This is a genomic window from Microcoleus sp. B3-D7 (assembly GCF_036705305.1).
Taxonomy (GTDB): Bacteria; Cyanobacteriota; Cyanobacteriia; order Cyanobacteriales; family Microcoleaceae; genus Microcoleus.
This window is the reverse complement of the sequence record NZ_JAUBUE010000070.1, coordinates 1-20,778: the sequence shown is the minus strand read 5'-3', so window position 1 is coordinate 20,778 and position 20,778 is coordinate 1. Positions and strand designations below refer to the sequence as shown.

The window sequence follows — 20,778 nt, the reverse complement described above, 5'->3', positions numbered from 1 at the left end:
CGCTTCTGTGATTTATTGCGTAAGCGTTGCTTGCCGAAGCCATCGCCTCCCTCTTGAAAAACTGTCCGGAGTATTGTCTTAACTTGTCACCAATGAACCAGCGATCATAATTGCTGTGTAAAAAACAATTGTTAGAAAAGTGCCTATTTTACCTCCCCCCATTCTTATGACCCTCAGCGATTTTTAAGAAATTTGGCTAAACAGCAATAAGCTGTGGCGTGTCAAAGTCCATTCCAGCAGAAACGTTTGGAATAATTTTAATAATTTTCTAGCAGGCCCCGAATCAGACTGATTAAGGTCTTTTGTTCTGAGATTAACTGTTGGTGAGGAGCGTAGGGAACCACTAAGAGTAAAAATCCTCTATGCTAGAGTAAGCTGCTAAATGCCATAGATATCGCTTTTGACTGCTTGGTTGTGGCAATCGTTGCGAAATTTATGAGAATTTATCAAATTTTTAAAACTAATTTTATTGATTGTTACCGTCTTGTGATAGCTGAGAGATTGGTTAATTCTTGCCTGTTTAACTCGTTCTCCAGCTAGGAGTCCAGAACACAAACAGGACGGGAAAAAACTACCCTGGCTTTCATCCCACCGCTAAGATGAGTACAGTTATAGCGGGGGACTTCCCGCCGAGTAAGTTAAATTGGAAGAGAATTGTATGTTGTCGAAAAGAATTTTACCTTGTCTGGATGTGAAAGCCGGTCGCGTGGTCAAAGGTGTCAATTTTGTCAATCTTCAGGATGCTGGCGATCCGGTAGAAATGGCTCAGGTTTACAATGATGCGGGTGCTGACGAGTTGGTGTTTCTGGACATTACAGCGACTCACGAAGACCGGAATATTATGATCGATGTGGTGTACCGAACGGCCGATCGAGTATTTATCCCTTTGACAGTGGGCGGCGGTATCCAATCGTTAGACACCATTAAAAGTTTATTGAGGGCGGGCGCAGACAAGGTGAGTATTAATTCGGCGGCGGTGCGCGATCCGAGTTTAATTGACAAAGCCAGCGATCGATTTGGTAATCAGTGCATTGTAGTGGCGATCGACGCTCGCAAACGGAAAGACGCAGATAATCCTGGTTGGGACGTGTACGTGCGCGGAGGGCGAGAAAATACCGGAAAAGATGCGATCGCGTGGGCAAAGGAAGCCGAACAGCGCGGCGCCGGCGAAATTCTGGTGACAAGCATGGACTCGGACGGCACTCAAGCCGGTTACGATTTGGAATTAACTCGAAGCATTGCCGAAATGGTCGAAATTCCCGTCATTGCTTCCGGTGGCGCCGGCAACTGTCACCACATCTACGAAGCCGTCACGGAGGGCAAAGCAGAAGCAGCCCTGCTGGCTTCCCTGCTGCATTACGGGCAACTCAGTGTAGGAGAAATTAAAACTTATCTAGCAAAATATCAAGTTCCCGTGCGACAGCAGCAGCCATTGGTTATTAGTCATTAGTCAGTGGATAGTCGGGCGCATCTCATATCTTGTATCTTGCAATATTTTCAACAAACCGCTCTGCGGATTCACTCAAGCGCCCTCTCACATTGCAAACAGGCTAAATAAACCCGCCCCCACCCCACGATAAAACCAGTTACTGAGATTGATACCGCTATGTGAAGCGCATCCGAAGGCACTTATAGAGAATTTTTTTGATTCTACACAAGTGCCTTCTACATAAAGGTCTTGGGGCGACCGACGCCAGTCATCTAGAAATATTCCCTGAGAAGGATTTCAAATACCAGCTTTTTCAGCTAAATATTATATATTAGCTCAATTTGAAAAAAAGCAACGGTTGCTGTTCTCAAACTTGAGTTAAAGATTGTGCAGAATATGAGTGAGCTTCAGCCTGTTAACAATCTTAGCGATCAAAACTTCTAAAAACGGAGAAATTTTGTATGTCTTTTATCAGCTTTAACTTCCCTGCCAAGCGTTTAGTCCGCACTTTAATAGCTGTTTGTTTTTGTGCCTTGATGTTTGTTTCTAATGCTTTCCCGGCTTTTGCAGTTACTAGCAGCCCCACCAAAGGTGAAGACCAACTTTTAGGAATTGAAAAAGAATCTCAAGAAGCTGTACTGAAAAAACCAATGTCCTTGGAAGAAACTCAAGAAAAAGCCAGCAAAGGACCCAACGAAGTTCAGGGAGACGCTGACATTGAAAAAATGAAAAATCCTTCCAATACACAAGCTACATCCTTTGAGCAACAAGTCAAAAAAGCTGTCAACAAAATTAAAGACTAACTCAGCGCGCAGTAGTCAGCGGACAGTTGTCAGTATAAAAGATTAGGGACACGGCGCGGTGCCGTGTCCCTAGATTTTTTTTTGTAGAGACACCGCACCGCGCCACATTCTTGGAAAGGCAGTATCCAATCTAAATTTAGCTTGAGTTTTCAGAATTGCTCTTAGATGGAATAAAAAAGTGGAAAGGACTTGGCATCTTTCGGCTTTACGAACACTCTTTGCTGGGGCTGCAAGTTCAAGCTATCGAATCTTTCTCTAGTCAAATTAGCGTTTACTACTTGACCGTCATCTAAGGTTAATTCTACCTGAATTTCCCATCCCAAATGAATCAAGCGACTGATTCTTGCAGGCACTGTTGCGCTATTTTCTGTAGTTTCAATTACTACGTCGTGAGGGCGCAAGAAAATCTCTGGGTTGGCTGAGTCAAAGCCGTTGTCTTGAAACATTCTTGAACTGCTGGGCAATACATTGACTGGCCCGATAAAACTCATTACGAAAGCACTAGCGGGATGGTCGTAAATTTCTGCGGGTGTGCCGACTTGTTCGATTTTACCTTTATTCATTACTGTAATTTGATCGGCAACTTCCATCGCTTCTTCTTGATCATGGGTCACAAAGACTGTGGTAACGTGTACTTCGTCGTGCAGTCGCCGCAACCAAGCACGCAAGTCTTTGCGAACTTTGGCATCAAGAGCTCCAAAAGGTTCGTCTAGCAGTAACACTTTCGGTTCCACAGCCAGGGCTCTGGCGAGGGCCACCCGCTGCCGCTGGCCTCCTGAAAGTTGCGACGGGTATCTATTGCCCAATCCTCCCAATTGCACTAAATTCAACAATTCTTCTACCCGCGATTTGACTTTCGCCGGCGGTAGTTTCTGAATTTCCATGCCGAAAGCGATGTTTTTTCGCACGGTCATGTGCTTGAATAGCGCGTAGTGCTGAAACACGAACCCAATTTTGCGGTCTTGGACGCTAGTATTGGTGGCATCTTCGCCTGTCAGCCAGATTTTTCCGGAGTCTGGCATTTCTAAACCGGCAATCAGCCGCAGCAGTGTAGACTTGCCGGAACCAGACGGGCCCAGCAATGCGACTAGGGAACCCGATTCAATTTCTAAGCTGACTCGATCGAGTGCTTGGAAACTGCCAAACTGTTTTGAGACGTTTTCTACAACTATGCCCATTGTTCGTTCGGCAACAAAGCCGTGTACAAGATTTAACAGATTTAACGGATGGATGTTGAGCTTCGAGATTCGAGCTTTGAGCGAAAAATGTTAATCTCCGTTTTGGGGAGGGGTTAAAGTAAGTTTTTTATAGCACGATCGCACATCCGTTTGTTAATTTTAGGGTTTTGGCGATCGGTCAAACACCGGAAAATTAACAAAAATGCACTTCCAAAACAAAACAACACAATTCTTTGCCACCAAAGTTGGCATTTGGTACTACAATGCAGCAAAAGTTCAAGCGTTTTTGGCTTCAACGGCTGAGGGGATAAAGGAAAATGGGAGATGTTGGACGTGTGCCTGTAGGAATTATCGGCGCTTCAGGGTACGGCGGCGTGCAACTTGTGCGACTGCTGGCAGATCACCCAGCGGCTGAAGTAGTTTATTTGGGCGGGGATAGCAGTGCGGGAAAACCTTTTTCCAGCCTTTATCCGCATCTGACTAACTGCATTGATTTGACAGTCGAGGCGATCGACCTAGACAAAATAGCGGCAAAATGTGAAGTTGTGTTTCTGTCGCTGCCGAACGGTTTAGCTTGCAAAATGGCACCGACGCTGATAGAAAAAGGCTGCAAAGTCTTGGATTTGTCGGCTGACTACAGATTTGAAAATCTGGAAACTTACAAAGCTTGGTACGGCGGCGAGCGATCAGACTCTGAACTGGCTGCAACGGCTGTTTACGGTTTGCCAGAATTGTACCGCGATCGCATTAAAAACGCTCAGTTAGTAGGCTGTGCCGGCTGCTACGTCACTGCTAGTTTATTAGCCCTGGCACCTTTGCTCAAACAAGGCCTCATCGTGCCAGAAACAGCAATTATCGACGCCAAATCCGGTGCTTCGGGAGGGGGCCGCAAAGCTGAAGTTAATCTCTTGTTGGCTGAAGCAGAGGGTTCTCTGGGCGCTTACGGCGTTGGCCGCCACCGCCACACGCCAGAAATCGAGCAAATTTGCAGCGATTTAGCGGGACACGATATTAAAGTTCAGTTTACTCCCCACCTAATTCCGATGGTGCGGGGAATTCTGGCGACTGTTTACGCAACTTTGCGCGATCCGGGTTTGGTGCGGGAAGATTTAATCACGATTTTCAGCGCTTTTTACCGCAATTGTCCTTGGGTGAAAGTGTTACCGGCTGGAGTTTATCCGCAAACAAAATGGGCTTGCGGCACGAATCTGTGTTACATCGGTGTGGAAGTCGATCCGCGTACTGACAGGGTGATTGTGCTATCGGCGATCGACAATTTAATTAAGGGACAAGCCGGTCAAGGCATCCAGTGCATGAACTTGATGATGGGTTGGGAAGAAACTTTGGGTTTGCCACAATTGGCTTTCTATCCTTAATTGGTAATTGGGCATTGGGCATTGGGCATTGGGCATTGGGCATTGGTGATGAAAATTAAAAACTAACCAATTACCTATTCCCAATTACCCATTCCCAATTACCGATTACCAAGTGTTACTTGGGCCCGTAACCGATCGAGCCAGCATAAATTGCCCGATCGCCCAATTCATCCTCAATCCGTAACAAACGGTTGTATTTAGCCACCCGTTCGCTGCGACACAGAGAACCAGTCTTGATTTGGCCGGCGCGAGTCGCTACCGCCAAATCGGCAATTGTGGTATCTTCAGTTTCACCGGAACGGTGGCTGATGATCGATCGATAGCTGTTCCGTTTGCCCAGGTCGATCGTATCCAAAGTCTCTGTCAAAGAACCAATTTGATTCAGCTTAATCAAAATCGAATTGCTAGCTTTCAAATCAATTCCTTTTTGCAGCCGCGTGCGATTAGTAACAAACAAATCGTCACCCACCAATTGAACTTTGCTGCCCATTTTCTGCGTCAGCGCTACCCAACTGTCCCAATCGTCTTCGTGCAAACCATCTTCAATCGAAATAATGGGATATTGACTCACCAAACCATCCAAATAATCGATTAATTCTGCCGGCGAATGAGCAACACCGTCGTAAGTGTACTGCCCATCTTTGTAAAATTCGCTAGCAGCAACATCCAAAGCTAAAGCAACTTGTTCACCCGGCTTATAGCCAGCTTTTTCAATAGCTGCAATCAACAAATCCAAAGCTGCTTGATTGGATTTAAGATTAGGCGCAAAACCGCCTTCATCACCCACACCAGTCAGCAAACCCTCAGCTTTTAAGACTTTACTCAAGGATTCAAATACCTCTGCACCCCAGCGTAAAGCTTCTTTAAAAGAAGGCGCACCCACAGGGACAATCATAAATTCTTGAATGTCCACATTATTGTTAGCGTGAGATCCCCCGTTGATCACGTTCATCAGTGGTACGGGCAAAACGTTCGCTAAGGGCCCGCCCAAGTACCGGTAAAGGGGGAGTCCTAAAGTTTCGGCGGCCGCCTTTGCTGTGGCTAAGGAGACTCCGAGAATGGCATTTGCGCCGAGGTGGGATTTGTTCGGGGAACCGTCCAAGTCAATCATGGTTTTGTCTACCAGCGCTTGGTCGATCGCATCTAGATTAGCCAAAGCGGGGGCAATTTTGTGCTCGACGTTATCGACGGCTTTTAGGACTCCTTTGCCGCCGTAACGTTTGTTGTCGCCATCGCGGAGTTCGTGGGCTTCAAAAGAGCCTGTAGAGGCGCCGCTGGGGACTTGGGCGAGTCCTACAACACCGTTGGCTAGGTAAACTTCAGCTTCAATGGTGGGGCGGCCGCGGGAGTCGAGGATTTCTCTGGCTTGAATAGATTCGATCGCAGTGTCTAGCATATTAATTATTCCGAACTTAACTCAAGGTTTCATGACAATTAGCAGTCTCTGGGTTTTCCCACGCTGACTGCTGACGGGTAATAGAGTACGCGATCCCCAGAATTATTGGTATACAGTTCAAAATATTTGCGGATTTGGACGCGCAGATTGGTGTCAATAACCTAGGCTTGTTGAATAAAGACCTCCGGCAACTTTGACAATAATTGGATTGTTTTAACCCCTGATTCCCGCATATTTCTTAATTGGAACCTTTGTTAAAATCAGAATATCAACAAAGTCAATCAAAAAAGGAGAAAATTAGGATGTTAGAAACAAATCTCGGAGAAATTAGAGCATTAGCTGAAAATTCAGACCCAATTATTGCTGATCCCCCAAACACCAAATTACTCACAGGGCCATTGCCAAATCCAGCCAGCGACCCCAACTTTTTTGACTTAACTCCCACTGACGACGTATTTCAATTAGCAAATGGAATTCTGCGGAATACTCCCGGAGGTTTGCGGGCCTTAGCTGGCAACGATTTTGTCAGAGGTTCCGGTGGTGCGGAACTGATGAATGGTAACAGTGGCACAGATACTTTAATCGGAGGTTGTGGCAGCGATACTATTCGCGGCGGCCAAGATTTTGACATTGTTTATGGAGAATGTGGCAGCGATTTTGTCAGCGGAGATCAAGGTGATGACTACGTTTATGGAGGCACGGCAAATGACTTTATTCGCGGCGGTAAAGGAAATGATGCTTTAGTAGGAGAGAGTGGAAATGATACTCTAATCGGTGATGCTGGAATTGATAGACTTTGGGGAAGTGAAGGCGCCGATTTGTTTGTCCTCCGCACAGAAGTGGGAGCAACTTCGGGGGAAATTGGTTCGCTTCAACCGCCTCCTAGTGGCAATTTTGATGTAGATGAAGTGCCTGCCGATTTTATTCTCGATTACAATCCGGCTGAAGGTGATGTAATTGGATTGGCGGGAGGATTGACGCGAAATGATATTGTTTTGAGCGAAAGGTTTTTAACAATTGGTGATGCCAGATCTTACGACAGTAGCGGGCCTTATCCTCCGGGAACCCCTCAAACTCTGGAGTTTAGACTGTTGAATACTAAGGCGACGGTGATTAGAGAAGCTAGCACCGGCAATATCTTGGGTTTGGTGAAGGATGTTTCGCCGGATCAACTTCAGTTTATATCTGTATCGGAGGGGGCGATCGCTCTAGGATAATTACCAACTGGTGGGCAAGGCTAATTTGCATAGCACGGACAGGCGAAACGGCCATTCCACAAGAGGAAAGGCAAAATTCATACTCTTCCTAGGCTATGCCTGGGAACGCATTTCACTGTTGCTGTGCCTCCCGATTTCTGGGATTATGGGCTATGTAAATTGTCCGCTGTCCACCAAACTTTAAGATTTCCAGAAATCCGCCACATCATATCTCATTTCGCTGAGCATTTGCCGCAGCAGAGGTAAGCTCAAACCGATCACATTTGTGTGACATCCTTCGATTTGTTCCACAAAAAAGCCGCCTTTACCTTCCAGTGCAAAACAGCCTGCACAGGCGAGGGGCTCTCCGGTAGCGACGTAAGCCGCTATTTGGCGCGAGGTAACTTCCGCAAAATGAACTTTTGTAACTTGGCAGCGAATGACCGATCGCGACCTGGCCTGATCAAAGTCATCGAATCTAGTATCAATTAAAGCATGACCCGTATAGAGTTCGCCCACCTTACCGCGCATTTTCTGCCAGCGCGAGATTGCTTCTTCCGCATCCTTGGGTTTGCCGTGAATTTCGCCATCTATGAGCAAAATTGAATCACATCCCAACACCAAACACGATTTGGGATTGGAGATTTGCGGGTGAGAATTAGCCAGTAAAAACTTAGCTACAGCCTCAGCTTTTCCCTCTGCTAAAACCTGCACTAAATTAGTGGCATCTTTCATTTGTATTTGCCCTTCATCAAAATCGCTGGGGCAAATCACAGCTTGAATGCCGGCATTTTCTAGCAGACGGCGGCGCGCTGGAGAAGCTGAAGCTAATACAAAAGTTGGAATTTTCATAAGTTAAGAAGTTCAGTTGACTGTTGACAGTTGACAGTTGACAGTTAACTGTGGTGAGGTTTCCAGCGAACAGTCAACAGTCAACAATGCCCCATGCCCCATGCCCAATTCCCAATTCCCAATTCCCTAATAAACAGAGAAAGATTTAACAACTTTCTCAAAAGCTTCTTTTACCTTCGGCCAGCGTTCTTCGGTAGTGGAAACGTTAAGCGTAAAAAGTTTGCCGCGGCTGACGGCTACACTCGCTAAGTTGTGGCGTTCTTGGTTTGGCAACTTAACGGCGTATTCTAAAATGTAATAGTTTTTCGATCGCGATTCACGAGCTTCTGCATTGACTAATTCAGCTTCGCGGCCCGAATCAGCCGGGGCGATCGCACTTTTGCTGAGCTTGTATCCCACATCCGTCGGCGTTCCCAAATCCGCCAGAGTTTTGTCCTTGGGGACTGGACTGATTACCACGCTGACGTTCTCGGTTTGCTGAATCAAATCGCGGAACACCACATCGGGCCCGTTAGAAACCGCGATCGGCAGCCAGCCGTTAGGATAGAGAAATTGATAGCCGTCGCCAGTATCAACGTAGCTTTTGAGTCCGGTGACTTTAGACACACAACCGGTTAATGTGAGGCTTAGAACCACCAGAAGTATTGCCGCAATTCGTTTGAGCATTCTTTTTACGGGTAGGGTAAAACAAAAATATTTAATTTTAATTGTCTCACCAAACCTTGCCCCTAAAAATAGTTAAGCTATGGATCGCTGTTTGTCTAACGCCAGCGATCCATAGCCATATAGTTTAATTGTTAACAAAATCATTACAGGTGAGTCAGCCAGCTAATCAGCCCGTGCTTGGTCGAAACTTCTAAAGCCAAGAGAGAAACAAAGCCAATCATGGCAAGGCGGCCGTTTAAGCGTTCTGCGTAGGGGGTAAAGCCGGTGCGGGGTTCGTCATCGATGTATACTGTCGGCTCGATCGCAAAATTGTTCATTTTGCCTTGGTCGTCCAGCATTAAGCCTCGGTTAGTCATCTTTTTTTTCCTAAATGGTTTTTAGTGTACTGTAAATAAATGTAACAGACTTGTGAAGATATGTAAAGGATTGTGAGAAATCTTTTTAAAAGACCTCGCTCTGACACCAGTTTAAAAAAAAATGCAACTGTAGGCAAGCTCTAAACCCTTATATAGTCAGTCTTTCCCAAGTCTAAAATCTCAAATCTAAAATCTAACAATGGTATGACTGTGGGTAGACTCTGGGCCCCGGAGGGGGGAGGATAGAGTGGAGAGGCACAAAAGTCGATGGTGTATGGCAAATCCAGTCTGGGTTTGACGAAAATTGTGGAACGGAGGAAAAATTTATGCGGGCCAGTCTGGAAATGCGGTGGTTTTATAGCGGTGCACTGCCAAAATCGCTCAATCAATGGTTTGGAAGCGAGAGTCTCGGCGCGTATCTTTCGCCTCCTGAAGAACGGGAAGACATATATTTGCTAGTACCTAACTGCGACTACTTGGGAGTGAAGCTGCGTGGGAAAACCTTGGAGGTAAAGTGGCGTCAGGCAGAGTTAGGGACGATGCAGTTCGCCAATCGCTGGGAAGGCAAAGCCGAAAAGTGGCTGAAGTGGGTTTGTGCGGACACCATGGCGCCGATACCGGCGGATATTGTGGCGACAGGAAAGTGGGTGGGAGTCAAGAAAAAGCGAGCGCAACGTCTTTATCAAGTTTCGGCCCCTGGCGTCCTGATATCTGTGCCTGTCGAAGCCCCAATTCCCCAAGGTTGCAGCGTGGAACTTACTCAGTTGAACATTAACGGCAGCGCGTGGTGGACTTTGGGATTTGAAGCGTTTGGCAGCGAAAGTTGTTTAACAGAAAGCCTGCAAACAGTTGCTAGTTGGACTAGCAAGAGTTATCAGGCCCAAAAGTTGAAAGCTGACGATTCTTCTGCTTATCCGATTTGGCTGGGCAGCAAGTAATATCAAATCCGGCAATAATACCTCATGTATTCTTTAGTCCTCCTCTGCTGGGACGAGAAGCAAGTTTAGACGCGGTTTCAACCGCCGAGTCTGGCCGTCTTGGACGCAACTGGCATATATGGTAAGGTGCTCTACTACCGGAAATCTTCAATAATCTTTCAATAACGAAGTCTGACGCACCTGAGATGTGGCACCATTTTCAATTAGGTTTTTTACGGGCGGGCAGGATGCCCACCCCACAAGAAAACTCACTCTTTGTGGAACACGCATCTTGCCTGTTCTTGAGAATGGTGCAAGATGCACCCTAAAAATTGATCGTCCTGTGACAGTTAGCTTTAATCTTATCTAATCGAGGGGGTTTCTAACTATTCCCCCTCACTCCCATTCTCCCCCTCTCCTCTTCTCTCCACTTTCCCAGCAGTTCTCAGAATTTGACAAGCCAAAATCGCCGCCCCAAACCCATTATCAATATTCACCACACCCACACCAGCCGCACAAGAATTGAGCATAGTTAAAAGAGGAGCAATCCCGCCAAAACTCGCGCCGTAACCTACACTCGTCGGCACAGCAATCACCGGACAATCTGCCAAACCCGCAACCACACTCGCCAAAGCACCTTCCATGCCCGCAACCGCAATCAACACATCAGCACCGGCAATGACGTGCCGGTTGCTCAGCAAACGGTGAATGCCGGCAACTCCGACATCCCACAAACGTCGCACCTGAAAACCGCAAAGTTCCGCAGTAATTGCCGCCTCTTCCGCTACAGGCAAATCCGCCGTTCCCGCACTGATAATAGTCACAGTACCCGGATGCTGCGGAGTTGGGGAATTAGGAGAAATTGCACAAATTCGAGCCTTTTGGTAGTAGCACAAATCGGGTATTTTTTGTTGCAATTGCTCGAAAACTTCCGGTTCGATTCGCGTCGCCATCACCGCAGAATTTCGCCCGCGCATCGCCTCGATAATCTCAACAATTTGGTCTGGCGTTTTCCCTGGGCCCCAAATTACTTCAGGAAAACCCGTTCTTAAAGTGCGGTGGTGGTCAATTTTGGCAAAATCACCGACTTGTTCAAAGTCAAAATGCTTTAATTTATCCAAAGCTGCGATGGGGCTAATATCGCCGGCAGCCACAGATTCGAGTAACTTCTGTAAAATTTTAGGTTCCATTAATTAATGACTGACTAATGACTAATAACTGCTGACTATTCTGTTATTTGCAACTCGTACAAATTCCAAAAAGCACCGCCCAGAGCACTGTAGCGAATTCCCGAAACGCGATCACGCACCGCCTCAAAAGTCAGCGGATTTACCATATAAACAAAAGGAACTTGTTCCGCTATAATCCGCTGCGTTTCTCCATAAAGCTCCTTGCGCTTCGCCTCATCAAGCTCCTGGGAAGCCTTCACATAAAGGTCATCGATTTTCTGCTCCCAGTCGTACACTTCCCAACCTTTAATCGGGGGTTCTCCGGATTGCGGGCCCTGGTTGAAACTGTGCAAAGTGCCATTGACTGACCAAATATTGTAGCCGCTGTGCGGTTCAGTACCTCCCGTAAAACCACCGAGGTAAGTATCCCAATTCCGCGTCAATCGCAGTTTTTCCACATAAGTGTTAAAACTGAGAAACTGCGTATCAATTTGCATCCCCAGTTTGCCTAAATCTTGCTTAATTTGCGTTCCCATTTGTTCCCGAACTTTTTTACCGGCCGCCATCAACAAAGTAAATCGTACCTTGTTGCCTTCAGCATCCAACAATTCGTTGTTACTATTATACTTGAAACCAGCACTTAACAGTAACTCTTTGGCTTTTTGTCGATCGTAACTGTAAGTTTTCAATCCCTGTTCTGGGGACAGGTAGAACGGGCTTTGCGCCGGAATTGGGGAATGCAGTGGCGCGCCAAGTCCGCGATAGATATTGTTAGTCATCGCCTCGCGGTTGATGCCATAGGCGATCGCCTGCCGAAATTCCTTACTCGCGAACCAGCGAGACTTAACCGGGTCTACAAACGGCTGATTTTGAGCATTGCGCCCCTTATTCAGATTGAAACACATAAACACGCTGCCAGTATCCGGGCCGCCATTGAAGACCGTATATTGGCCGCGTTTTTCCTCCCGTTTCAGCAGCGGAAACACTTCCGGCTCCACGTTCAGAGTATCCAAATCGCCCGATCGAAAATTCAGCAGTTGATTGTCAGTATTTTCGATAATTTGCCAAACAATTTGCTGGATGTAAGGCTGGACATTTCCCTCAGCATCTTTGCGCCAAAAATATGGATTTCGTTCCAAAACCACGCGCTGATTGGGAGTATAGCTCAACATTCGGTATTGACCATTCCCAACAATTTTTTTAGGGTCAGTATCCGTGCCCCAAGTAGTCAAGAATTGAGGCTTGCCGTCTGCATCTGTATTATCGATAGATTCCTGTAAAATATGAGCTGGTAAAATTGGGATTCCCCCAGCATATCTAATAAAAGGAGCAAAGGGTTCTGCAACGGAAAATTCTACGCGGCGACTGTCGAGTTTTTTGACTTTTGGAAATAGGCCGCTGATGCCAACCCTCAGAATATCTTTCAAACCGCTAGGAATTTTGTCATTGAAATAAATCTTTTCATAGCTAAAGATAATGTCATCAGTAGTCATCGGTTCGCCGTCCGACCATTTCAACCCCTCTCGCAGGGTGAAGACAATCTTTTTGCCATCTTTAGAAACTTCCCACGACTCAGCTAAACCGGGTTCTAATTCAGAGGTCAAGCCGTTTTCGTTGATCAGTCCCTCGTACATATAGCCAAAAACGCTGTATGCAGATTGATTTAGGGGGTAGTTAAAGGTTGCTGGACCGCTGGGGGTGGGAACGATGAGTCTGTTTACTAAGTTTGATCGGGCTGGAGTGCACGCAGACAGAGTTATAGTGGCAATTGCCGCCAGTAAAATCGCCAGCCAGCGCAGTCTTGAATGTAGCATCATAGAAATTTTCATAATTTTTTAGTTTACCACCTGCGTGCAACTATGACTGAGATTGTAACCAACCGAGAAAGTCTTCAGTACGCGAAAAATACTTGGTTATCCCGGCTTCCCGCAAAGCATCTTGAACTTCTACTACACCAAATTCTTTTGTATTATTGCTCAAAAATACCTTGACTTCATGAGCGTGTAAGTATGCGTGATTCAAGATGCAGTGGAGAATCAAATTGTCGGTCGGGTCTTCTTCAATAAAAACTGTATTCAAGCTTTCTCGCAGTGTATCTGCTGTTAGTTCCATCATCTCCACATTTTCAGCCAATAATTCAAGAGCCTCAAAAAGACGTACTTTAATATTATTGAGCAATCCTTCATTTTCAGTCAAAGACTCTTCTACATGGAATAAAAGAGACTTAGCATAAGGCGAAGTAAGATCGCGCTTGATCTGGCTAATTTGTTTTTTCTGTTCATCTGCAAAACGGTTGCGGCGCTTGATCTCGTCTTCTAAAGCCGAGAGAGCTTCCATGCAGCAAATAGCAGGTATGGCAATGCGGGCTGATGTTGGTACACTCAGTAACAAGTTATTGGCATCAGGATCGCGCCCTGTAGCAATACTCATCAAAAAGTTAGTTTCTATATATAAAATCGCCACCAAATTTTACCCTTAACTGTGTTGTCCCACCTGCTAGCAACGGCAGCAAACCGATTGCTGCTATCTGTTCCGCTGCTGGCGGAATCTCAGACTTCCAATTATAAGCTAAGTCACGCAACCATGCTTCAATCAGCCTAGTTAGGTATGGCTCAAATATCCGCTGTTCGCCTAATTTTGAGTCATAATAGTGAAGGATGTCAGCCGTTTTTAACGATAAAACAGCTTCAGACAAAACAGTGCCGTCCCATTTAAAAACGATTATATTTTCGAGAGTGACAATCATAGCATAAGGAATTACCACATTTTTTTCGGAGAGCTTTGAGAGGAAATGTTTTATTTGTTCAAGCGTGCGCTCGGTAATCCTCTGTTTGGCTGCCTTTTCTTTAGCTTGATTAATTTTGACCTCGATTAGCACGACTATCTGATCGTCCTTGTCCAACGCGATAATATCCGCCTCTATGGGTAATTCTACTTCTAAGGTTTCAGTTTGCATGGTTTCAGCCTTCCTAGCGTATAAGTTTAAGTAAATTCAACTTCTACTATCAAACCACTTTTTTAATTTCTGGACACTAAAACTACAGCATAGGCTGCAATTCCTTCTTCTCTCCCCACGGGCCCTAACTTTTCGTTTGTAGTAGCTTTGATGCCGATTTGGTCAGGTTTTAATTGTAGGACAGTAGAAAGCCGATCGCGCATTGGCTCAATATGCGGTTTCAGCTTTGGACGTTCGGCTACGACCACCGAATCAATATTGCCGATTTCCCAGCCTTTATCTAATATTAACTCATTGACTTGTGCCAGCAATACTAAACTATCAGCACCTTTCCATTTCGGGTCAGTTGGCGGAAAATAAAGACCGATATCTCCTAAGCTGAGAGCTCCGAGCATAGCGTCCATGATAGCGTGGGTAAGTACGTCTGCGTCGCTGTGTCCTAATAAGCCTAATTCGTGGGGAATGTGGACGCCGCCAAGGATGAGGGGGCGTTCAGGAACTAAGCAGTGAATGTCGTAGCCGTTGCCGATGCGGATGTTCATGTAAAATTTAGGTTTTGGAAGTATACCAAAAGACAATTATTTCATATTTGCGGGGAGATAGCTGAAAAAGAATGGTCTTGATTTACGGACTTTGCGGTAATTGTAGCAAAGACATACAGATGTCGGTTGGTCAGTCTGTCTTCGACAAAAAAGTTGTCTGGCATCTATCTTCTAGCTGTCATTATTGCTCTCAGGCAATCGCGTTAGATAATACTGATGCTATACCTAACGAAATGAGAAAATAAATTTTAGCAAACGAAGGGAATAGGAACTTGATTGTATTGGAAGAATAACAACGTGCAACAGTTGTAACAAAAATCCTGCGTCAGGCTATGGAATTGTCATTAGCTGAAACGATGAACTTAAAAAAGAAGATGCCTGGTTCTGTTTTTGTCGGAACTAAAGCTGAGATCGAGCGACTAAGACATCTTTTAGCTGCTGAAGGCTTGAAAGCTTCAAGAACCAAAACTGTAACTTAGTGCTGCCTGGGGAGTTCTATTAGCTTTAAATTGCTAATCATCCCTGAAGATCCAACTAATAACGGCTACATCCTCAAATCTTATTCTCCCCTCTCCTGCAACCACCGATCGTACAAATCCGATCGGCGCGATCGAGTTCTTTCAATTTGCTGTTCCCGACGCCAGCGAGCAATTTCTGCGTGATTACCAGACAGCAACACGTCGGGCACCTTCAATCCCCGAAAATCCGCCGGTCGAGTGTACTGCGGATAATCCAAAAGTCCGTCCTCAAAACTCTCAAACTTTAGGGAATCTTCCTTCGCCACAGTTCCTCGCAGCAATCGCAAAACCCCATTAATCAAAGCCAAAGCCGGAATTTCGCCCCCCGTGAGCACAAAATCCCCCAAAGACACCTCGCGAGTGACCAAATGCAGGACTCGATCGTCCACACCCTCATAATGACCGCAAATCAACACCAACTGATCGCGATCGGCCGCCAACTCCCGAAACATCGCCTGCTGCATCGGTTCCCCCTGGGGAGTCAGCAAAATCACCTCTCGCCGCGGCAAAACCGGCAGCGACTCCACCGCAGCAAAAATCGGTTCCGGTTTCATCAGCATCCCTACTCCGCCCCCGTAAGGCTCATCATCGACTCGCTGGTGTTTGTCTGTGGTAAAATCGCGGGGATTGACAAAATTCACCTCAGCAATCTTTTTAGCTAAGGCTTTGCCCATCAGTCCCGACTCTAGGGGAGCCCGGAAAAATTCTGGAAATAGGGTAACAACGTCAAATCGCACGATTATTGGAATTTCATTGATACATCACCTCTAGTTTGACCTTTAGAGGGAGTTCAGTTTTCAGTAATTGCTTTATTCTTTATAATTTCTTATAATTTCTGAAAATTTTGGCAAGTTAAATTCTCTTCCTGTGTCGGCGGGCCGATTTTGTACAAAAATAATCTGTTTTTCATGACAGCGACTGCAAGTAAATTCGCCCCAAACAACTGCGGGATAGTGCGATCGGCGATCGCACCTCACTGGCACAAACAAAAATTTATTCTTAAAAAGCCCTATTGTACCCACAGCAACGGCAAAATTGAATTTCACATCCAACAGAGGAAGACACACCATGCAGCAGTTGACATCTCAAGCCCTTGAACACAATATTCCCCAGCGCACAAAAACCTCGATTATGGTCATCGGGGGAGCCGAAGACAAAGTTCACGGGCGAGAGATTCTGAACACCTTTTTTTGCCGTGCTGGGGGTGCAAACGCTCGGCTGGCGATCGTTCCGTGCGCTTCGCGAGATCCCGAAGGAATTAGCAACCGCTACCGCACAATATTTGACGAAATGGGCGTTAGCGCCGTCAAAGTAGTGGACATCCGCGAACGCGAACAAGGCGAAAACCCCGTCTGGAAAGATTACTTAGAAGACTGTACGGGCGTATTCATCACAGGCGGCGACCAACTGCGACTTTGTGGACTGCTGGCGGACACCCCGCTGATGGAGAAAATTCGCAAAGAAACTCTCGAAGGCAAGATTACCCTCGCTGGCACCAGCGCAGGTGCTGCGGTGATGGGATATCACATGATTGCAGGCGGTGGGAGTGGCGCGTCACCAAACCGCTCTTTAGTAGACATGGCAAACGGACTTAACATTATTCCTGAGATCATCGTAGACCAGCATTTTCACAACCGCAACCGCATGGCTCGCTTGCTGTCGGCTGTGGCTTGCCATCCAGATCGCCTCGCTATTGGTATTGACGAAGACACGTGCGCCTTGTTTGAGGGAGACGATACTATGAAAATTCTTGGTAAAGGCACTGTGACTATTGTTGATTCTAGGGAAAATTTTTATACCAATGAGTCTATGGTAGGAGCGACAGAACCCTTAAGTCTGTTCAATATGCGCTTGCACGTTCTGTGTCACGGAGATTGCTACAATATGCCCCTCGGCAAACCAATGCCATCAGGAGCCTGTTCCGAGTCTGGCTGGCCCCCCGAATGCCGCACAGCCAACTAACGTAGAACATCTCTGGTCATTGATTCGGCAGAAATTAGGCGACATTCCGGCCGAATCATGGATACAAAAATAGAATAGATTCCGAAGCAGCCACGGTCTGACCCCAGGCCGAACCACAGAAAATTCTAGCTTCGGGCTTTGACTTTTGGCTAGCCATTGGCCTGTACTTGTTTTTAGCCGATCGTAGGGGCATGAATTTTCAATTGGGTAGCCCATAACTGGAAATTCACTCCCAAACTGTTCGCAGCGAACAGTCGATCGAGCAATCTAGATCGAAATTGAATAAATGCTCCAATTATCTATAAGATTTCGCGCCCCATACCCCTCTAATTGCCATGAAAATACTTAAAATCCAGACCTTACGCGGCCCCAACTACTGGAGCATCCGACGCCAGAAACTCGTCCTGATGCGTCTGGATTTAGAGGAGTGGGCAGATAAAACCACAGCGGAAATTCCTGGCTTCTACGAAGGGTTGATCGCGGCACTTCCGAGTTTGAACGACCATCACTGTTCTCCAGGCCATCAGGGAGGATTCCTGCAACGGGTCAGAGAAGGCACAATGATGGGACACGTAATCGAACACGTCGCCCTAGAACTTCAGGAAATGGCAGGAATGCCGGTCGGGTTCGGTCGCACCCGCGAGACTGCGACCCCAGGCATTTACCAAGTAGTAATCGAGTATCAACACGAACAAGCCGGTCGCTATGCAGCCCGGGCAGGCGTGCGGATGTGCCAAAGCATTGCCGAGACAGGCACTTATCCAGCAGCAGAATTAGTCCAAGATTTGAGAGACCTGAGAGAGTTTGCTGCGTCGGCGGCCCTGGGGCCGAGCACGGAAACACTGATTAAGGAAGCAGAAGCGCGCGGCATTCCTTGGATACCTTTGAGCGCCCGGTTTATGATTCAACTCGGCTACGGGGTTCACCAAAAGCGGATTCAGGCAACTCTGAGCAACCGGACCGGAGTTTTGGGAGTAGAACTTGCCTGTGACAAGGAAGGTACCAAAAATATCCTCGCCAGCGCCGGTGTGCCGGTTCCCAGAGGGACGGTGATTCATTATTTGGATGAACTGCGCGGGGCGATCGAAGATGTCGGCGGTTATCCGATCGTCCTCAAACCCCTAGACGGCAACCACGGCCGCGGCATTACGATCGACATCAATTCCTGGGAAGCAGCAGAAGAAGCCTACGACTTAGCCAGCGCGGCATCAAAAACAAAAAGCGTGATAGTCGAGCGCTATTACCTCGGCCGCGACCACAGAGTATTAGTAGTCAACGGGCAAGTCATAGCAGTTGCAGAACGAGTCCCCGCTAACGTCGTGGGTAACGGCAAGTCTACAGTAGAACAGCTTATTGAAGAAGTAAACCGCGACCCGCAGCGAGGAGACGGACACGACAACGTGCTCACCCGGATCACGATCGACAAATTGTCCCTGGATTTGCTGCAAAAACAAGGATACGCGATGGACTCCGTAGTGCCCGCCGGCGAAAGAGTATTTTTGCGCGCGACAGCAAACTTGAGTACCGGTGGAATTGCAGTCGATCGCACCGACGAAATCCACCCGGAAAACGTCTGGCTGTTTTCCAGAGTCGCCAAAATTATCGGTTTGGACATTGCCGGCATTGACGTAGTAACTCCCGACATCTCCCAACCCCTGCGCGATGTCAACGGCGTCATCGTCGAAGTCAACGCAGCACCGGGTTTCAGAATGCACGTCGCCCCGAGTCAAGGTTTACCCCGCAACGTCGCCGGTGCCGTCTTCGATATGCTTTTCCCCTCGCCTCAACCCAGCCGGGTGCCGATTTTAGCGGTAACGGGAACCAACGGCAAAACGACAACCACTCGCCTGCTTGCCCACATTGTCAAGCAGACCGGTCAGATTACCGGCTACACGACTACCGACGGCACTTACATCGGCGATTATTTGGTCGAAAGCGGAGACAATACCGGGCCGCAGAGTGCTCAATTGATTTTGTCTGACCCGACGGTGGAAGTGGCGGTGCTGGAAACGGCTAGAGGCGGAATTTTGCGATCGGGCCTCGGCTTCGATCAGTGCGATGTCGGCGTCGTCTTGAACGTCGCGGCAGATCACTTGGGAATTGGCGACATCGACACCGTGGAACAACTAGCCAAACTCAAGAGCGTCCTCGTCGAGTCGGTAATGCCCAAAGGCTATGCAGTTTTGAATGCAGATGACCCGCTAGTAGCACAAATGGCGCAGCGTGTCAAGGCTCAAATTGCATATTTTTCGATGAACCCGGACAACGAACTGGTTGCCAAACATACCGCTGCAGGCGGGCTGGCAGCGATTTACGAAAATGGGTATTTGTCGATATTGAAAGGCGATTGGACGCTGAGAATTGAGCAGGCTGTGAACGTGCCACTGACGATGGGCGGGCGGGCGCCGTTTATGATTGCCAATGCTTTAGCAGCTTGTTTGGCGGCCTTTGCCCAAGGATTGAAAATAGAAGATATTCGCGCTGCTTTGTCCAGCTTCCAAGCATCCGTCGGTCAAACTCCCGGAAGGATGAATTTGTTTAAATTGGGCAACTATCACGCTTTGCTAGACTACGCCCACAACCCCCACAGCTACAAGGCTTTGGGTAGTTTCGTGCTGAATTGGCCGGGACGGCGGATAGGGGTAGTCGGCGCCCCTGGAGACCGGCGAGATGAAGATTTTGTCACGCTGGGTAAACTTTCGGCCGAGATGTTCGATCGTATCATTGTCAAAGAAGATATTGACAGGCGCGGGCGAGAACCCGGTGCTGTGGCAAAGTTAATTTGCCAGGGAATTGCCGAGGCGATTTCAGCAGGAACCGCAAATAAATCTCAAGTTGAATACGAGTTGATTCTCGACGAAACAACGGCTGTTAACAAGGCTTTAGATGAGGCGCCGGCCGGCAGTTTGGTAGTGATTTTACCTGAAAGTGTCAACAAAGCTTTGAGTTTAATTGAGACGCGGAAACCGATTAAGGAATCTGTGGAAGTTCAAAATGGTTTAGATCGATCGAAGTCACAGGAAAGTTTAAAACCGACTGTGGTGAATCAAGGCTAAATTCTGAATTTTAATTGAATTGGTAGGTTGGGTTTACTTGTGTTAAACCCAACCTATTTTTTTACAGGACAGAACTTACGCACCACTACGATTTTCTGTCATTGCGTAACGGGAGAGCAATCTCAAAGCTGGCTTTTTCGTGTTCAGTGCGTAACTCTTATGCTTTTTAAAATGTTAGCTTGCTTCTTCGCCAGTATGCAGAGATTTCAATAGTTGCTCTGCAATCTCAATCAGTTCGCATACAGAGCTTTGCGTAAGTTGTGTAGTTTTGAAGCCATGAGCAATTGCGTTACGCAATGAAAGTGCATTCATTAGTAACTGATACTCTGATATTATGTCCGGTCGATTAACCATGATTAAACTTTTGCCTCCGGCCACCAATAGAAATGAGTCAAACCACTGATTA

General features: G+C 47.0%; 19 protein-coding genes and 1 pseudogene. 7 read left to right on the top strand and 13 right to left on the bottom strand.

All coding sequences use genetic code 11. The features are described 5' to 3' along the window. The first annotated feature begins 658 nt into the window (after positions 1-658). Together hisF and QUB25_RS27715 are read left to right on the top strand one after the other, a co-directional pair. Positions 659-1,450, top strand: a complete 792-nt coding sequence (gene hisF / locus QUB25_RS27720) for an imidazole glycerol phosphate synthase subunit HisF (RefSeq protein ID WP_333188399.1) — start codon at positions 659-661, stop codon at positions 1,448-1,450. 440 nt (positions 1,451-1,890) lie between these two features. Then, entirely contained in the window at positions 1,891-2,232 is a 342-nt protein-coding gene (locus QUB25_RS27715) for a low temperature-induced protein (RefSeq protein ID WP_333041098.1), read from the top strand. Positions 2,233-2,393: 161 nt separating this feature from the next. On the opposite strand, the gene QUB25_RS27710 is transcribed toward QUB25_RS27715, so the two are convergent. After that, positions 2,394-3,410, bottom strand: a complete 1,017-nt coding sequence (locus QUB25_RS27710) for a sulfate/molybdate ABC transporter ATP-binding protein (RefSeq protein WP_333188397.1) — start codon at positions 3,408-3,410, stop codon at positions 2,394-2,396. A 317-nt stretch (positions 3,411-3,727) separates the two neighbouring features. Between QUB25_RS27710 and argC the strand changes: the two genes are divergently transcribed. After that, positions 3,728-4,786, top strand: coding sequence for an N-acetyl-gamma-glutamyl-phosphate reductase (argC, locus tag QUB25_RS27705; RefSeq protein ID WP_333049472.1), 1,059 nt, complete (start codon positions 3,728-3,730; stop codon positions 4,784-4,786). Between the two features lie 115 nt (positions 4,787-4,901). Here the strand turns inward: argC and eno are convergent, their stop codons facing one another. Beyond that, a complete protein-coding gene (eno, locus tag QUB25_RS27700; RefSeq protein WP_445251991.1) occupies positions 4,902-6,182 on the bottom strand; it encodes a phosphopyruvate hydratase in 1,281 nt (426 codons plus the stop codon). 302 nt (positions 6,183-6,484) lie between these two features. On the opposite strand from eno, the gene QUB25_RS27695 reads away from it, so the two are divergent. Then, complete coding sequence (locus QUB25_RS27695) at positions 6,485-7,399, top strand: calcium-binding protein (RefSeq protein ID WP_333188394.1); 915 nt, start codon at positions 6,485-6,487, stop codon at positions 7,397-7,399. 180 nt (positions 7,400-7,579) lie between these two features. On the opposite strand, the gene QUB25_RS27690 is transcribed toward QUB25_RS27695, so the two are convergent. The 3 genes from QUB25_RS27690 to QUB25_RS27680 all read right to left on the bottom strand — a co-directional run bounded on the left by QUB25_RS27690 (position 7,580) and on the right by QUB25_RS27680 (position 9,252). Next, a complete protein-coding gene (locus tag QUB25_RS27690; protein WP_333188391.1) occupies positions 7,580-8,230 on the bottom strand; it encodes a nucleoside triphosphate pyrophosphatase in 651 nt (216 codons plus the stop codon). Positions 8,231-8,356: 126 nt separating this feature from the next. Further along, complete coding sequence (psbP, locus tag QUB25_RS27685) at positions 8,357-8,896, bottom strand: photosystem II reaction center PsbP (protein ID WP_333188388.1); 540 nt, start codon at positions 8,894-8,896, stop codon at positions 8,357-8,359. Between the two features lie 143 nt (positions 8,897-9,039). Further along, positions 9,040-9,252 carry a chlorophyll a/b-binding protein gene (locus QUB25_RS27680; RefSeq protein ID WP_193973911.1) on the bottom strand — a complete coding sequence of 71 codons (213 nt, stop codon included), beginning with the start codon at positions 9,250-9,252 and terminating at the stop codon, positions 9,040-9,042. 326 nt (positions 9,253-9,578) lie between these two features. Between QUB25_RS27680 and QUB25_RS27675 the strand changes: the two genes are divergently transcribed. Next, positions 9,579-10,190 (top strand): hypothetical protein, encoded by a 612-nt coding sequence (locus tag QUB25_RS27675; protein WP_333188385.1) that lies wholly within the window; start codon positions 9,579-9,581, stop codon positions 10,188-10,190. A gap of 365 nt (positions 10,191-10,555) precedes the next feature. Here QUB25_RS27675 and larB read toward each other — a convergent pair whose 3' ends face one another. From larB to QUB25_RS27640, 7 genes are all read right to left on the bottom strand, one after another. Further along, the gene (gene larB / locus QUB25_RS27670) at positions 10,556-11,359 is read right to left on the bottom strand and encodes a nickel pincer cofactor biosynthesis protein LarB (protein WP_333060046.1); all 804 of its coding nucleotides are present in this window, start codon (positions 11,357-11,359) and stop codon (positions 10,556-10,558) included. A 35-nt stretch (positions 11,360-11,394) separates the two neighbouring features. Further along, positions 11,395-13,155, bottom strand: coding sequence for an ABC transporter substrate-binding protein (locus QUB25_RS27665; RefSeq protein ID WP_333188380.1), 1,761 nt, complete (start codon positions 13,153-13,155; stop codon positions 11,395-11,397). 40 nt (positions 13,156-13,195) lie between these two features. Then, positions 13,196-13,768: a PIN domain-containing protein gene (locus tag QUB25_RS27660; RefSeq protein ID WP_333188377.1), complete on the bottom strand. Its 573-nt coding sequence runs from the start codon at positions 13,766-13,768 to the stop codon at positions 13,196-13,198. A gap of 7 nt (positions 13,769-13,775) precedes the next feature. Continuing rightward, positions 13,776-14,294: a hypothetical protein gene (locus QUB25_RS27655; protein ID WP_333188374.1), complete on the bottom strand. Its 519-nt coding sequence runs from the start codon at positions 14,292-14,294 to the stop codon at positions 13,776-13,778. A gap of 62 nt (positions 14,295-14,356) precedes the next feature. After that, entirely contained in the window at positions 14,357-14,836 is a 480-nt protein-coding gene (gene ispF / locus QUB25_RS27650; protein ID WP_333188371.1) for a 2-C-methyl-D-erythritol 2,4-cyclodiphosphate synthase, read from the bottom strand. A 559-nt stretch (positions 14,837-15,395) separates the two neighbouring features. Then, positions 15,396-16,091, bottom strand: coding sequence for a tRNA (guanosine(37)-N1)-methyltransferase TrmD (trmD, locus tag QUB25_RS27645; protein ID WP_333188367.1), 696 nt, complete (start codon positions 16,089-16,091; stop codon positions 15,396-15,398). Positions 16,092-16,163: 72 nt separating this feature from the next. Continuing rightward, on the bottom strand, positions 16,164-16,424 hold the full coding sequence (locus QUB25_RS27640; protein ID WP_333060039.1) for a hypothetical protein: 261 nt from the start codon (positions 16,422-16,424) through the stop codon (positions 16,164-16,166). On the opposite strand from QUB25_RS27640, the gene QUB25_RS27635 reads away from it, so the two are divergent. Further along, the gene (locus QUB25_RS27635) at positions 16,423-17,316 is read left to right on the top strand and encodes a cyanophycinase (protein ID WP_333041076.1); all 894 of its coding nucleotides are present in this window, start codon (positions 16,423-16,425) and stop codon (positions 17,314-17,316) included. The two genes, QUB25_RS27640 and QUB25_RS27635, sit on opposite strands and share 2 nt — an antisense overlap. A gap of 335 nt (positions 17,317-17,651) precedes the next feature. Beyond that, positions 17,652-20,372, top strand: coding sequence for a cyanophycin synthetase (cphA, locus tag QUB25_RS27630; RefSeq protein ID WP_333188364.1), 2,721 nt, complete (start codon positions 17,652-17,654; stop codon positions 20,370-20,372). Between the two features lie 174 nt (positions 20,373-20,546). Here cphA and QUB25_RS27625 read toward each other — a convergent pair. Then, a pseudogene (locus QUB25_RS27625) lies at positions 20,547-20,778 on the bottom strand (hypothetical protein); the annotation flags it as partial.

Coding starts and splice junctions, on each gene's coding strand:
- hisF (WP_333188399.1), top strand. CDS start 659: ATGTTGTCGAAAAGAATTTTACCTTGTCTGGATGTGAAAGCCGGTCGC.
- QUB25_RS27715 (WP_333041098.1), top strand. CDS start 1,891: ATGTCTTTTATCAGCTTTAACTTCCCTGCCAAGCGTTTAGTCCGCACT.
- QUB25_RS27710 (WP_333188397.1), bottom strand. CDS start 3,410: ATGGGCATAGTTGTAGAAAACGTCTCAAAACAGTTTGGCAGTTTCCAA.
- argC (WP_333049472.1), top strand. CDS start 3,728: ATGGGAGATGTTGGACGTGTGCCTGTAGGAATTATCGGCGCTTCAGGG.
- eno (WP_445251991.1), bottom strand. CDS start 6,182: ATGCTAGACACTGCGATCGAATCTATTCAAGCCAGAGAAATCCTCGAC.
- QUB25_RS27695 (WP_333188394.1), top strand. CDS start 6,485: ATGTTAGAAACAAATCTCGGAGAAATTAGAGCATTAGCTGAAAATTCA.
- QUB25_RS27690 (WP_333188391.1), bottom strand. CDS start 8,230: ATGAAAATTCCAACTTTTGTATTAGCTTCAGCTTCTCCAGCGCGCCGC.
- psbP (WP_333188388.1), bottom strand. CDS start 8,896: ATGCTCAAACGAATTGCGGCAATACTTCTGGTGGTTCTAAGCCTCACA.
- QUB25_RS27680 (WP_193973911.1), bottom strand. CDS start 9,252: ATGACTAACCGAGGCTTAATGCTGGACGACCAAGGCAAAATGAACAAT.
- QUB25_RS27675 (WP_333188385.1), top strand. CDS start 9,579: ATGCGGGCCAGTCTGGAAATGCGGTGGTTTTATAGCGGTGCACTGCCA.
- larB (WP_333060046.1), bottom strand. CDS start 11,359: ATGGAACCTAAAATTTTACAGAAGTTACTCGAATCTGTGGCTGCCGGC.
- QUB25_RS27665 (WP_333188380.1), bottom strand. CDS start 13,155: ATGATGCTACATTCAAGACTGCGCTGGCTGGCGATTTTACTGGCGGCA.
- QUB25_RS27660 (WP_333188377.1), bottom strand. CDS start 13,768: ATGAGTATTGCTACAGGGCGCGATCCTGATGCCAATAACTTGTTACTG.
- QUB25_RS27655 (WP_333188374.1), bottom strand. CDS start 14,294: ATGCAAACTGAAACCTTAGAAGTAGAATTACCCATAGAGGCGGATATT.
- ispF (WP_333188371.1), bottom strand. CDS start 14,836: ATGAACATCCGCATCGGCAACGGCTACGACATTCACTGCTTAGTTCCT.
- QUB25_RS27635 (WP_333041076.1), top strand. CDS start 16,423: ATGCAGCAGTTGACATCTCAAGCCCTTGAACACAATATTCCCCAGCGC.
- QUB25_RS27640 (WP_333060039.1), bottom strand. CDS start 16,424: ATGGTGTGTCTTCCTCTGTTGGATGTGAAATTCAATTTTGCCGTTGCT.
- cphA (WP_333188364.1), top strand. CDS start 17,652: ATGAAAATACTTAAAATCCAGACCTTACGCGGCCCCAACTACTGGAGC.